The organism is Exiguobacterium sp. s194 (genome assembly GCF_018618275.1).
GTDB lineage: Bacteria > Bacillota > Bacilli > Exiguobacteriales > Exiguobacteriaceae > Exiguobacterium > Exiguobacterium chiriqhucha.
This window is the reverse complement of record NZ_JACSLT010000010.1, coordinates 50557-65227: the sequence shown is the minus strand read 5'-3', so window position 1 is coordinate 65227 and position 14671 is coordinate 50557. Positions and strand designations below refer to the sequence as shown.

Below are 14671 nucleotides of genomic sequence, written 5' to 3'. Positions count from 1 at the left end.
AGTTCGTAATCACAAAAAATAAGGGTGTACGGTGTATAACCGTACCCCTTTTTCTTCACAACGTCTACATTATAATACAACAATTTCCTGCAATTCGAGCGAATAAATGAGCATCTGCCCGACCGTGATTCCCCAAATCGCCTCAATCGCCTCACGATAAAGCGAGAGTTGGACGTGATAGCGGTCACGTAACATTTGTTTTGCCGCGTCACGGGAGTCGCTCGAGAAAAGCACAGAGTCCGATTTATAATCGAGAAGTACATACGTCTCTCCGTCATAAAACAGACAATCGATAATCCCTTGGATCAGCACGTGCTCGTCGGTGAACGTCCCCGTTGGATTGACTCGCTCGGCCGGGACCGTGTACGTGAATGGTAGCTCACGCCAACCTGTCCCAGTTTGAAGCGCTGCTGTCAACGCGCGTCCCGTTTCCGAGGCAAAGAACGCCTTGATTTCAGGACTCGCAAGCCGTGCCGTTTCGGCCTCGACCGGGCTGAGCATGCTTTCCGCTTCCCAGCGGTCGATTTGGACATCGAGCGGCTCGGACGGGTCGATCAATTGGAAGACGAGATGTAACGTCGTCCCCCGTTCGGCCCCTGTCTGCTGAGATTGCTTCCATTTGGGTTCTCGATACGGAGTGTCCGTCGCCCGGTACGTCTCTTCGAACGCCGCCTGTTCAAGTTGGAGCGCCCGCTTCAATTCGGTCACCGTTTGTTTGGCCGCCGTCTCCGTCGCAGCCTGTGCCGGATAGGCGTAGGCGAACGCCTTGTGGACGAACTCACTGACGTTCGCTTCGTCTTTCACCGGAAAATCGATCGCCTCGAACTGTTTGACATGATGGAGCTGCGCCATCATCTCTTGGAGTGTGGCGACTTCTGCCAAATCTCCCTCACCGATGATGCGATACGTCCACGGTGTCGCTTCTTGTTGCGGAGCGATAACCGGCAAGCCCTGTTGTTCTAAGAACGAGGCAGCCCCTTCAAGTTTCAGGAGTGCCGGAGCGACCCAATCGAGATACGTCTTCGCGTCACGACGCGACTCGGCCGATAACGTCGTCCCGGTCTGCTCGACATGCAGCCACTGCTGAATCTGTTTCCCCGGTTCTTTAATCGTCCCGACCAAAATCAATTTCTCTTTGGCACGGGTGAGGGCGACATACAGGACGCGCATCTCTTCGGCTTTCATCGTGGCATCGAGATCGCGGCGAATCATCTCTTTGACGAACGTCTCCGTCTTCGTCCGGGTGACGACATCGATGGCGTCGAGCGAGATGCCATACCGTTTATGGAAGATGACGCGCTGCATTTGGTCGCGTTTATTGAACTGCTTTCCAAGCTGGGCGACGATCGTGACCGGGAATTCCAGTCCTTTCGACTTATGGACCGTCATGATTCGGACGACGTTCTCTTCTTCGCCGAGCGAACGCGCCTCTGACAAATCCTCACCGTTATCTTGCAGTCGGTCCATCACGCGGAGGAAGCGATACAAACCGCGGTATCCGCTCCGTTCATAGGACAAGGCCCGATCATAGAGCGCCTTCAAGTTTTCTTGGCGTCCTTTCCCACCTGGCAAGCCACCGGCGAAATCGTAGAAGCCGGTGTCGTTGAACACTTGTTGAATCAGCTCCGACAAACTATGGTTCCGTGCGAACGTGCGCCACGCTGACAACGCGTCGAGCACATCGCCGCACTTCAGACCGAGGTCATCCTCATCGTCCGCTTTCGCTTTGAGCGCCTCGAAGAACGAGTCCTCCGATTCAAGACGAATCTTGGCCAGTTCTTGGTCACTGAAGCCGAACATCGGTGAACGGAGCGCTCCCGCGAGCGGGATGTCTTGAAGCGGATTGTCAATCAGTTTCAACACGGCGAGCATCATGCGAATCTCGGTCGCCTGGAAATAGCCGCCGTCTGAATCGGTATAGGCCGGGATGTTGTACTGTGTCAAAATATCCATCAGCTGTTCGACGCGCTCTTTTTTTGAGCGGACCAAGATGACGATATCGCGATATTCGCACGACCGCAGCAAGCCGGTCGCCTCATCGGTCACTTTGAACGGTTCCTCGCCCGAGACAAGTTCTAAAATCCGGGTCGCGATGGCGCGTCCTTCGAGCTCTTGTTTCGAGAGATCACGACTCTCACCATTGACGAGAATCAGCTCAGGTCTCGCCTCGAGCTCCTCATACGCCCGGCCTGGCACGAGTCGGGCCGCCTCATCGTATTCGATCTCACTTACTTCCTCGTCCATCAACCGGACGAACAAGTCGTTGATGCCATGGAGCACTTCGGCCCGGCTCCTGAAGTTTTGGGACAGGTCGATCCGTTGTCCCGAACCACCTTGTTTGAACCGGGTCGCCTTTTCGATGAACAGACGCGGCTCGGCATGGCGGAACCGATAAATCGATTGTTTGATATCGCCGACCATGAACAAGTTGCCGACGTGTTCGGCTTCGTGGCTGACGAGTCCGATAATCGTTTCTTGGATCTCGTTCGTATCTTGATACTCATCGATCAACACTTCGGCGAAGCGCTGTTTATAGAGCGATGCGACCGAGGACGGTCCGTCCCCGTCGCGCAAAATCGCGAGCGCATAATGTTCAAGGTCGCTGAAATCGACGAAAGCGCGGTCCCGCTTCGCCTGCTCATAGGCAGCACCGAACGTCCGGACGGTCTTGACGAGCGTCTCGACGAGCGGACGTTGCGTCATCAAGACCTCTAAATAGTCCGCTCCGCTCGTGCTGGCCTGTGCGGTCGCTTCGCTCAACTTCTTCTTCGCCTGGTCGTAGGCCGGTTTCAACACCGTGTGGTAGACATGATGTTCGTCTTTCTTTTGGACGGATTTCATCGTCCCGAATTTGACGGCGCGGGAAGCCGTCTCGAGCTCGCTCCACTTGAACGAGTCCGGATCAAGGTTCGCGAACGGCAAAATCGCCTGTTGCACGTTCTCGGATTGCGCCTCATAACCGGCGAGCCGAAGCTCGATGGCGACGCGACGAAGTTGACGCAACGCTTTCTCGATGTCTACCCAAAGTAGGTGACCGAATTCGATCAGCAATTGCTCATCGTCCGGGTCCCCGTCAAATTGATATAACGAGACGAGCTCATCCAGATAGGCTTCCGGGTCAGGCAGTGTTCGCGCATAGTGATAAAGTCCGAGAATCAACTCCTCAATCTCACTGTCCCCGCGGTCGGACGTATAGGCGTCAATCAAGGCGAAGAACGCTTGGTCTTGTTCGCCATAAGCGTCTTCGAGCACGTCTTCGAGCACATCGTCCTGCAAGAGCACCAAATCACGCTCTTCAGCGATTTTGAACGCCGGGTCGAGGTCGAGCAAATAGTAATTCTCTCGAATCACCTCGAGACAGAACGAGTGAATCGTCGTGATGAGTGCTCGGTTGAGCATTTGGCGTTGTTTGCGAATATATGCGTTCTCCGGGTCGTCACGAAGCGCTTGATCGAGCGCTTTGGCGATTCGCCGCTTCATCTCGGCCGCGGCCGCATTCGTGAATGTGACCACGAGCATGCGGTCGGCCGTCAGTTCGTCCGTCTCATCCAAGAGACGGCTCGCAAGTCGTTCCACGAGGACTGCCGTCTTGCCGGAACCGGCTGCCGCCGAGACGAGCACGTGCGATCCTCTGGCATCAATGGCCGCTTGTTGGTCATTCGTCCACTGCATCGACGTCACCTCCTAATCTTGACAAGACGTCATCTTTTTCTAGCTTTTTCAATTGCCGTGCCTCGTTGGACAACGCCTCATCAAAGTGACAGACACTTTGGAACGGGCACGTCTGGCATGGCCGGCGTTCTTTATACTCATACGGTTCGACCCCGATTTCACCGTCATACATCGCCTCGGCGCTCGATTGGGCCAAATCGATGGCATGGTCCATCAACTGTTCGAGTTGCGGTGGCGAGACGACTTTTTTCGTCGTGTTCGCATCGAGCGTCCCGTCTTTCTTGTACTTGACCGGGATGACGATTGATTTTTTCTGGTCGAGTTTCGCCGTCCGGTCCATCATCTCTAAAATGGCCGGATCATCGACGAGCAACCCTTGCATCTGATACGACTCGAGCACCTTGCGTTCGGTGTCGGTATCCGTCTCGGCCGGAGCGACGAGCGGGCGATGGACGTGGAAATAGAGCGCGGCCGCTGGGGCGACGTTCTCTTGCGTCCAGGCGTTCGCCTGCTCAATCAACACTTTCAAATAGATGAGCATCTGCATCGCGAGCCCGTAATAAATCTCGGCGAAGTCGATCTCTCGTTTACTCGACTTGTAATCGACGATCCGAACGTACAATTGGTCGTGAATCGAAGCCGTATCGACCCGGTCAATCCGACCGACGAGTTCGCACGTCGCCCCGTTACTGAGCGTGAACGATACCGGCGGGAAATTGCCGCTGCCGAAAGCGAGCTCAAAGGCGACCGGATCGAACCCGTCTCGTTTCGACTGCTCGATTAACACTTCCGCCGTCTTGCTGACGACGTCGGTCAATTTCTTCTTCAAATAGCCATACCGGTTCGAACTCATCAAAATCGCGTTTTGAATCTCTGGTGTGACGAGCTCGACGGCCGCCTCAGCGAGAGACGAACATTCCTCCCGGCTCACATCACGCCATTCTTTCCCTTCCATCTGCACGGTCTGCGACATGTGCTCGATGGTGCGATGATACAAGTTGCCGATATCTGGCGCCTCTAAGCGATACAAACGGCGCTCTTTTAAACGAAGGCCGTAACTGGCGAAGTGACGGTACGGACAGGCTTGGAACGTCTCCAGCCGCGAGACGCTCGCCCGAATCGAGTTCGTGTACAGCGACTTGGCGACGTCTTCCGGTAACGGCTTGGGCACGTTTTGATAGAAGAGCGCGCTCGTCAATAACCGGATCCGCTCGCGGCCTTCCGGATGTTTCAACAGCTCGTTATATACCGTGAACCACGTGTCTTGAATCGGGTAGTGGCGACTGAGCCGCTGTAATTCGAGCGCCGTGACCGCTGCCGTCTGATTCACGTTTGTGATGAACGACAACTGGTCGCTCGGGCGATGTTCACCGGCTTCTGCGAAGTGGGTCGTCACGACCTTGCCACCGCCAAGCCGCGCCTTCAGGTCCGCGATGAAGCTGGCCGGCTGAATCGCCTTGCCGGCGCGGTCGACGAGGGCGTAGCTGACGAACAGCCGATGACTCGGTGCAGTGAGCGCCTTATACAAATAGTACGTCTCATCGTCAAACAAGTGCTCGGTCGCTTTCCCGGCCCGGACGCCGTTCTCGTGCATGAAGTCGAGGTCCTGGTCGGTCAATAGTTTCGACTGGGTCGAGACGAGCGGGATTTGATCTTCGTTCGCTCCGAGCAAGAAGACGACCTTCTTATCAAGCAACCGGCCCCGAACATAATCGGTGACCGTCAATTGATCCAAAGAAGGCGGGACGAGCGCATAGCGCAGACTATCGAGCCCGGTGTCCATCATTTGGAGGAACAGCTCGGTCGAGAGCGTCTCGTCCGGTGCGGCCGCCTCTAGCTGTTCAAGCAAGTGCAACACCGCGTCCCATACTTGCGTATGTTCGCGCGCCTCGAGCAAGCGTGCCTCTTCGAGCGCCTCATCTCGCCAATGGGCAAGACAGGACGCCACGCCGACTCGTTCCAAGAATGCGTAGATAGCATGCGTGTAAGCCTGCATCGTCTTCGCTGCCTTCAAGTCATCCAACAACGGGTCGAACGTGTCGACGATGGTTTGCCGATAGCGATTGAGCGCCGTCTCTACGTCGAGTTCTTCCCCGGTCAACCGTGCCTCTTCCTCGGCACGACGTTTCAAGTACCACGCATCATGCCAATGGTAATGTTTAATCCCCCGTTCAATCACGAACGCCTCGAGCCGGTCGACCGATGTGCGTCGATGCTCCGCATCGAGCAGAATCAATTCCGTCTTCAGTGCGCGAAACACCGGCTCTTCCCGGTATCCACGGAGTGCGACTTCAATCGTCGCCTTCAGTAATTCGACGACCGGATGATCGAGCATCGGTTGTCGCTCATCGAGGAAGAACGGCAAGTTCATTTTTTGTAGCGCCTGCGTCGCCAAATCGCCGTACGCTTCAAGCGAACGGGACACGAACGCGATATCGCGGTAACGGAAGCCTTCCTCACGAACGAGACGCACGACTTCACGGACGGCGGCCTCGACTTCCACCGACCGGTCGACGGCCGCGTGTAACACGACGTTCGAATCGGGACGGGTATACGGGGCTGCTGTCACTTGCCCGAACGTGGCCTCGAGATAGGCCAAGCTCGGATGTTGGAAGCGAGGCGCACCCGTATGAGGCGTGTCACTCGACGAGATGCCCCGTTCGGATAACAGCTCTTTGAAGCGCATGAGCGTACGCTGTGTCGGTCCGAACGACGGATCGGGCCGGTAGAGCGAATCCGGATCGATCGTCAACAGGACATCGAGCGGCGCCTTCTCCGCCAAAGCGACCAGCACTGCCAGCTCCTGCTCGGAAAATTCATTGAACCCATCGACGTAAAACCGGGTCCCGGTCAAGTCGATGTCCGGCAACAGTTGTAGCAACACGTTGAAATAGTCTTCCGCGTGGAGCGATTTCCCTTCCGTCATCGTCAAGAAGCCCTCATAAAGAATCGACAAATCTTGGAGTTTGAGGGACCGATGTTGGTCTTGCTCGCTCAAGCGGAGCAACTGCTCCGGATCGACGAGTCCTCGTTTGAGGAGCGTGATCAACGCATTCAATTCCTCATAGAAACCGAACTGATTCATCGTCCGGCGGAACAAGGTCAAGCGTTCCTCGTTCATCTCGACGACACGGCGCAACAGCAAATGTGTCCCCGTCTGGTCCAAAAACTGTTCGGTCGCGACGCCACGGTCGCGCATCATCAAAAAGGCGAGACGGCGCATCGATAAGACTTGAATCCGGGTCGACCCGTTCAAGCCGTCGGTCATCGCCATCTTCCGTTCCATTTCAAACGACATTTGGTCTGGGACGAGCATATAGATGGTCGGTCCGCTCGGGTCACGCTTCAGCTCTTCGATGACTTGTTTCGTCATCCATTCGCTTTTTCCGCTCCCGGAACGCCCGACGTGAAAAGTGACCGTCATTTAGGCGAACACCCCTTCCCTTTTTTCTTTATTATGACCCATTCCGCGCAGTTTGTAGAGGGAAATCCTTCGAGACCCCGGCAAGAAAATTGACCAGCCCGCATCCTTCCCAATTTCAGCGAAAATCGATTAGACTGGACGTATGAGGGGGAAATAAACATGAGTGCATATGAACAATTCGGCGGCGAGCGTGGAGTCCAACAGCTCGTAGACGCCTTTTATGATCTCGTCTACGCCGACCCGGTCTTGTTGCCATTGTTTCCGGACGACAAAGAGCGGGTCAAAGCGCATCAATTCGAATTTTTAACACAGTTGCTCGGGGGACCGAAATTGTATACAGAACGTCGTGGTGGCGGTAACTTGGCGATGATCCATCGTGACCACCCCATCTCTGAGACTCATGCCGGACATTGGCTCGGCTGCATGGAGCAAGCGCTCAAAACGGTCGATGCGCCCGAGTCGATCAAACAACAGCTGTTCCATCGCTTGATCATGTCATCCTCGAACGTCGTCCGCGTCTGCTCGCACCATTTTGAGTAGTCAGCCTTTCGAAAAGCGGGTATGATAAGAAAGTAAGTAAAGGAGGTCGTTTTTCATGACAGAAGAAGAAAAGAAAGAGGCCGTTTCGTCTGAAGAAGAAACGGAAGAAGTAGAACCGACGGCAGTCCTCGCCGACGCCCTCGAAGAGGACGAAGAGGAAGAAGACCAACCCGAAGAAAAGAACATGGACCACATTAAAGGTGTGTTCAACTATATGCACGAGAACGGACGAGAGTACCGCGTCGTCTTTTATCAGGACCGCAAAAACCTCGTCTTCCGTGAACTCGGCAACGGGAAAGTCGAATTCGTCGGACGTTTCACTGACGAGGCATACGATGAAGAGAATGAAGCAGAGATGCGCGAACTCGGCGAGCAACAGCTCGAACGGATTCTTGCGGATCGTCTCAAATAAAAAAATCGCCCGAGTTGGGCGATTTTTTTATTTTCCTTTGTTCCGCTTTTTCTTGCGGAGTGCATAAATGACTCCCGCAATCCCACCAGCGACGGCAATCCCGGCCATGGCAGGCACGAGGATTTTCTTCGTCGGAATCATCTCTTTGACCCGCTCGTACGGTGTCGGCACCGACAACTCGAGTTGGACGGCCGACTCACCATGACCGTTGGCCCGCGCTTTGCGAGCCGCGTCGGTGATGACGACACGCCCCGTCGTATAACGGCGATTTCCATGCTCATCCGTATACGGACGACGGACGCGTTTGACACCGCGAACCGTCTTCCCCCGCGCTGCATCCGGACGGACGACGCGTTCGCTCGTCCACGCCCGGCCCCCTGTCGCACTGTAAGCCGGGCGAATCGTCCGGCGGTTTAACCATGTGTATGAATCATTCATCGTTGATTCCCTCCAATATTGTGAAGTCCTTCTCTTATTATACCCATAGAGCATCTCACAAAAACATACGTCTCCCGACGTAAACGAACAAAGGATGGCCCACCTCGGGCCATCCTTTGTCGTCATGCAATTACTCTGTGAACGGTTTATCCCGGTGGCGACGTTTCGCTAAAATCAAGTAGTAAGCCGGAACGAGCACGAGCGTCAGTACCGTCGAGAACAGAATCCCTGACACGATACAGATGGCAAGTGGTTTGAAGAGTGGGTCTTGTCCGAACGCGACCGGCAAGAGGGCGACGACGGCGGTCAAGGCCGTCAACAGGATCGGACGAATCCGGGCCCGCCCTGCCTCATAGACAGCGGTCGTGACAGCCATGCCGTCCCGAATCCCTTGCTCGATGAACTCGAACAAGACAACGGCGTTCCGAACGACGATTCCTGCGAGCGAGACAATCCCCATCGAAGCCATGAAGCTAAATGGCGTCTGTGTGATGAACAGTCCGACGACAGCTCCGGCAATCGCCAAGTAAATCGTGAACAGGACGAGCATCGGTAGTGACAATGAATTGAACTGGAATGCGATAATCAAGAAAATTAAGAACAAGACGACGACGAACAACGTGGCGAGTTCAAGGAAGAACTCGTTTTGTGTGTCACTTGCCCCCGATTGATCAAAGGCGATCCCGTCATCGGTCAATGCAGACTCCGCATCGGCGAGCACGCGGTCGACGTCTTGTTTGAACGCTTCCTCGTCCATACCTTCGCTCGCAAAGATTTGGAGCGTCACGGTCCGTTCTCCGTTTTCACGCGGAATCTGTTGAATCTGTTCCGTCGTCGTTTCGGTGACGAACGTGCTGAGCGGTGCGACCGGTGGGCCGGCTTCCGTTTCGACTGGGACGAGAATATCGTCTAAAGCGAGCGCCTCACGGTTTGCTTCCGCATCGACGACAATTTTCACATCGCGCTGTTCGACACCATCATCGAACGTTCCGATCGGAATCCCGTCCGTGACGAGGCGAATCTGGTCACTGATCGCTTTCGCGGTCACGCCAGCGGCCGCCATCGCGTCACGGTCGAGCTCATACGTGAGTGTTTGGAACGGCTCTTTAATGTTATCGAGGACGAGTGCGCCGTCAATCTCTTCGAGGTCTGTTTTCACGGTATCCCGTGCCGCCACGAGCTCGTCGATTGTCTCGCCGCGCATCGTGAACTCGACAGGTGCCGAAGTCGGCGGTCCTTGTTGTTGCGTATCCAAGAAGATTTCAGCGTCCGGGTTGTTTTCCCGGATTTGTGTCGTATACTCATCAATCAATTGAATCGCATCGATTGTCTCGTTATCGACACGGACGACGATTTGGCCGGTGTTGTCACCCGTTTGGTCGAGTCCTCCCGTGAACAGGCTCGGTAACCCGCCCCCGGCAAAGATGGACGTCTCGGTGACGCCATCGATGCTTTGGAACTCTTCCTCGATGGCTTGAAGTCTCCGTTCCGTCTCCTCCAAGTCGGTCTGGACCGGTAATGTGACGCTCGTCACGACTTCTGGTCGGTTCGCGGCCGGGAAAAATTCGAATGGTGTCAATAGAATCAATCCGTACAAGGCGGTCGTGATGACGAAACCGACGAGTCCGAACGTCCATGGACGCTTCGCAACTTTTGGCAACAACGTGTCCGCATAGAAATTACTGAGACGGTTGAGTGGTTTCCCTAACCAACCCGGCTCTCGTTTCGAGACTTTGACTTGTTTCCGGTTCAACCAGTATTGGGCAATCGGGACGAGAGTCAAACTGATGACCATCGAAGCGAGCACCGATAACGCCAATACGGTCGGCAAGGCGCGGATAAAGTTCCCGTTCGCACCTGACAAGAGGGTCAATGGCAAGAAAGCGAAGACGACGGCGAGCGTCGAAGTGACGATCGAGCCCCACACTTCTTTCGTCCCGCGTACGGCACCTCCCATCGCCGTATCCCCTTTCCGGTAACGACGCAGGATGTTGTCGTTGACGACGATGGCGTCATCGACGAGAATCCCGAGGGCGATGATGGCACCGATGATGGAGATTTGGTTCAAGTCGACCCCCGTGAAGCGAAGCGGGATTAACGCGAGCAAGAACGATAATGGAATCGCCAAGCTGACGATGATGGATCCTGATACCGTCAATCCAATCGTCGTGACGACGATGACGGCAATCATGGCGACGATGAACTCTTTTGTCAACGACGAGAAGATCGCGTCGACCGCTTTGGCCTGCTCGTAATAAGGGACGAGCTCGACGCCAGAGACGTCTCCGACTTCTGCGGCGACGACTTCATCGACGCGTTCTTGCAGCGTCGGGATATCTTGTCCCGACTCGATTGTGACCGTCAAGGAAATGGCGGGCATCCCATCGAGCGAGACGAGGTCGGTGACCGCTTTTTCCGTCTCTTCGACCGTACCGACGTCTTCGAGTAGAACGGGCGTCCCGTCTACCGATCCGACGACGACTTGGCCCATATCATTGACGTTCGTCAAACTGTCGATCGCCAACTGATAGATGCCCTCTTCCGTCGACTGGCGTCCGAGCGGTGTCGTCTTATATTCTTCATTGATGGCCGTCAAAACGTCCGGGAAGGCGAGTTGACGCTCCCCGAGTTCGGCCGAGTCGAGCGAGACGACGAATTCGGTTTCTGGCAATCCTTTGATTGTCACACCGGTCACGCCTTCGGTCCGCAACAATCGTTCCTCCAACCGCTCGACATCTTCTCGAGCCGCTTGCAACGTTTCGCGGTCGTCCGAAGTCAACAAATATGAAGCGACCGGCAATTGTCCGATCGAATCATTGACGGTCGGTGCCAGCGCATTCTCAGGCAAGCGCGGTGCGGCATCCGAGATGGCTTGGCGCACGTTCGCCTGGAGCTCACTTCGGTCGAAGCCGTCTTCATACTCGACTGTGATGTTTGAGAACTCGGAGGCGGATAATGATGACACATTCTCGATTCCTTCGAGTCCTCTCAATTCAGTCTCCAAAATATTCGTGACGTTCCGTTCGACCGTCTCTGCGGTCGCGCCTGGATATGGCGTCTGAATCAAGATGATATTGACACTCGTCTCCGGAATTTCACGCTTCGGAAGTTGGAAGAACGTGAGCACCCCGACAACGACTGCGACGAGTAAAAACACGATGACCAGTTTTCCTCGTTCAATCATTTTTTGAAAAAACATGTTGACCCCTCACTTTCAGATGATGTGCAAATACACATATGAACTATTCTTCTTCATCATAGAGGGGTTCGTCATCGATTTCAATCTTTAAACCTGATTGAATGTGTTTCAGTGAAAGCGTTTTTGAAACGAATACGATAACTCGATGGAACGCTGCTTCTGCTTATAGACGGTATGATTCGACACCGGCACTTCGACCGATTCACCTGAATGAAAGATAATTCGGCTCCCTTTTCCGCTCTTCTCCGCATCATAGACTTGAGAGAAGTTGATCCAGGCACAGTCGGGGCTTTCTTTGGCAATGGTCGGGAAAAATACGGCATCTGCATGCCAATCCATGATGACGGGCGTTTTCCGGTGCGGTCCGAGTACGTCACGGGCCGCTTCAATCCGTCCTTGGATACTTGAACCGTAATACAGACAGGCGGATTCGAGTAAGTGAAGGGGTGAGCCTTTTAAGCGTCGGACACCATCGGATTGATAGACGAGCGTCTCCGCCTCCCCGTACTCATTAAACACCGGAATCAAAGCTCTTGTTTCATTCGTCAACTGAGTCATCTGATCTGCCTCCATCATGGATGTATTGCCTTACCTCTCATTCATACCAAGGAGTCACCGTTTCCACAAATCGAGCTCAAACATTTCCCACTAAAAAAATCAGCCAACGAGTGGCTGATTTTTTAATTTCGATGATCTAACTTTAGTTTTGGATTCGAATTCGATGGCGGAAAGTGAAAATGTACAGCAACTCCGTCACTCGTATTTCCCAAGGCGACCGTCCCCTCATGGAGCGTCACAATCCGTTGAACGATGAAGAGACCGAGCCCAAACTTTCCTTGTTTTCCGCGTGAGAATTGATGGAACAAATCGAGGTTCTCATCGACCGGTGGACCATCGTTCTCAATCGTAATCTCGACGCCTGCCTCAGTGTGAGACAGACGGATATGAATCCTCGATTCGGCGTAGCGCAAGGCGTTATCGAGCACGTTCTCGAACGCGACGCGAATCTGTTCCCCATCACCGAGCATCTCACCGGCATGTCCTTCGACCGTCCAGTCCAAGTTGCCACGCAATTTGAACCGGCTGACGAGCAGCTCCACCAATTTATCAAGATTGATTGGTTCAAGTCGCATCTCTTGGCCTTTGAAATATTCCAGCTTGGTGACGTACAACAAATCGACGACTTTCTTCTCGAGACGCGATGCCTCTTCATCAATGACTTCGGCCGACCCTTTCAAGTCTCCGGTCGGATAGATGCCGTCCCCGATCGATTGGGCGTAACCACGGATGACCATGATTGGCGTCTTCAAGTCGTGGGAGATGTTTTGAAGCAACGCCTGTTGGGCCACGTCCTGCTCTTGCAACTCTTGCCGCATCGCGTCAATCGAGCGGGCCAATTGGCCGAGCTCGTCTTGACGGGCGAGCGGGAGCACCGTCTCCCATTGACGGTTCGAGATTTTTTCGACCGCCCGTTCCATCTCGACGATCGGCTTCGTCAGCTCACGCGACATCCATAAGGCTGGAATCAACGACAGCAAGCTGATGACCCCGATTAAAATCGAGATGCGCCAGTAGAGCGTCGAGACGAGCTCACGGCGATAGGCGTCCCACGCATAAGATGCCTGATAGATGAGCTCCCCGTCGTATTCGTTTTGACGGATGATATAGTAGACATCCTCTCCGTCAATCGTCGTCTGATATTTAGCGACCTCGCTCGTCTGTTCGATCGCCTCTTGATACATCCGGTTCGTCAGTTCGAGTGGGGCCGACCCATAAATGATTCGTCCGTTCGGCAGAAAGATGAGCTGGTTGACCGAACGGGACTCTTGTTGGCGACGGTCATATTCAATCGGATTTTGCGGGATATTTTCCAACTCGTTCGTATTACCCAGGTAATAATCGACATCTTGTAACGTCTCATACACTTGTTCATCGATAAACTGCGTGATTGAGGAACGAATCGTCAATAAAATCATCAAGGCGAGCGTCACGATGATGAGGAGAATCAACACCCAGATTTTCCACATGAGCCGCTTCGGCTGAAGGTGATCGAGCTTCATGGCTTAACGAGTCGATAACCGACGCCATAAAGCGTCTCGAGCTCCAAGCGATGCAATTTCTTCCGCAGGCGCCGCACCAAATCATCGACGACGCGGTCCGAACCGAAATAGTCATGGCCCCAGACGCCTTCGAGAATCTGTTCACGCGACAACGCCGAACCCGGGTGTTCGAGGAAGAGGAGCAATAAGTCGAACTCTTTCGACGTCAAATCGATTTCATCCTGTTCGTGTCGGATGAGACGTTTCTCGGGATAAATCGTATATTCCCCATACTCGATATGTTCGTTCGATTTTGAGCCGTATACCCGGTCAATCAACTTCTTCACCCGGATGACAAGCTCGCGCGGCAAGAACGGTTTGGCGATGTAATCGTCAGACCCCATCTCGAGCCCGATGATTTTATCGATGTCTTCGTCACGTGCCGAAATAAAGATCGTCGGCGTGAAGGCGTTCGTCGCCTTGATTTGTTTCAACAGTTGGAACCCGTCCAAGTCTGGAAGCATGATATCGAGCACCCATAGATCCGGCTCGTCCTTGATGGCAGCTTGAGCCGAGATTCCGTCCGTGAACGACCGAACGCGATACCCTTCCTGCTCCAAATATGTGACGAGCATTTTGTTCAAATTGATTTCGTCATCCACTAAATAAATTGTGTACATTCGAGTCACCTCTGCAACGTTTTTACATATCATATCAAACAATTATGGACAAAAGATGGGAATGGGGTCGTTTCTTGGGCGCTGAATGTGCTCGCCACACGTCAACGAATCGACAAAAAAAGAAGGGTCTCCCCTTCCTTACCGTGTCGGCCGAGTGCGCATCTGTTGCGCGAGGAATACTGTGCCTCCACTTAGTAAGGCCAGTACGCCGCTAATCATTACGAGTTCCATCTTGTCCCCACCCTCCCCATTGATATCGATTCTCAT

General features: G+C 54.0%; 9 protein-coding genes. 2 read left to right on the top strand and 7 right to left on the bottom strand.

What is annotated here, in order from left to right; all coding sequences use genetic code 11:
- Window positions 1-69 precede the first annotated feature (69 nt).
- Window positions 70-3672: a helicase-exonuclease AddAB subunit AddA gene (gene addA, locus KNP85_RS12890; protein ID WP_214803359.1), complete on the bottom strand. Its 3603-nt coding sequence runs from the start codon at window positions 3670-3672 to the stop codon at window positions 70-72.
- Window positions 3656-7096 carry a helicase-exonuclease AddAB subunit AddB gene (gene addB, locus KNP85_RS12885; protein ID WP_214803356.1) on the bottom strand — a complete coding sequence of 1147 codons (3441 nt, stop codon included), beginning with the start codon at window positions 7094-7096 and terminating at the stop codon, window positions 3656-3658. Before addB ends, addA begins: the two co-directional genes overlap by 17 nt.
- Window positions 7097-7255: 159 nt before the next feature.
- Between addB and KNP85_RS12880 the strand changes: the two genes are divergently transcribed.
- Together KNP85_RS12880 and KNP85_RS12875 are read left to right on the top strand one after the other, a co-directional pair.
- Entirely contained in the window at window positions 7256-7636 is a 381-nt protein-coding gene (locus tag KNP85_RS12880; protein WP_021066689.1) for a truncated hemoglobin, read from the top strand.
- A 55-nt stretch (window positions 7637-7691) separates the two neighbouring features.
- The gene (locus KNP85_RS12875) at window positions 7692-8048 is read left to right on the top strand and encodes a hypothetical protein (RefSeq protein ID WP_021066690.1); all 357 of its coding nucleotides are present in this window, start codon (window positions 7692-7694) and stop codon (window positions 8046-8048) included.
- A gap of 27 nt (window positions 8049-8075) precedes the next feature.
- On the opposite strand, the gene KNP85_RS12870 is transcribed toward KNP85_RS12875, so the two are convergent.
- The 5 genes from KNP85_RS12870 to KNP85_RS12850 form a co-directional block, all read right to left on the bottom strand.
- Window positions 8076-8486, bottom strand: a complete 411-nt coding sequence (locus KNP85_RS12870; protein WP_021066691.1) for a hypothetical protein — start codon at window positions 8484-8486, stop codon at window positions 8076-8078.
- A gap of 130 nt (window positions 8487-8616) precedes the next feature.
- The gene (locus tag KNP85_RS12865) at window positions 8617-11685 is read right to left on the bottom strand and encodes an efflux RND transporter permease subunit (protein WP_214803353.1); all 3069 of its coding nucleotides are present in this window, start codon (window positions 11683-11685) and stop codon (window positions 8617-8619) included.
- 108 nt (window positions 11686-11793) lie between these two features.
- Window positions 11794-12243 (bottom strand): competence protein ComK, encoded by a 450-nt coding sequence (locus KNP85_RS12860; protein WP_021066693.1) that lies wholly within the window; start codon window positions 12241-12243, stop codon window positions 11794-11796.
- Window positions 12244-12365: 122 nt separating this feature from the next.
- The gene (locus KNP85_RS12855) at window positions 12366-13745 is read right to left on the bottom strand and encodes a sensor histidine kinase (protein WP_058765793.1); all 1380 of its coding nucleotides are present in this window, start codon (window positions 13743-13745) and stop codon (window positions 12366-12368) included.
- Entirely contained in the window at window positions 13742-14404 is a 663-nt protein-coding gene (locus KNP85_RS12850; RefSeq protein ID WP_021066695.1) for a response regulator transcription factor, read from the bottom strand. Before KNP85_RS12850 ends, KNP85_RS12855 begins: the two co-directional genes overlap by 4 nt.
- Between the last annotated feature and the right edge of the window lie 267 nt (window positions 14405-14671).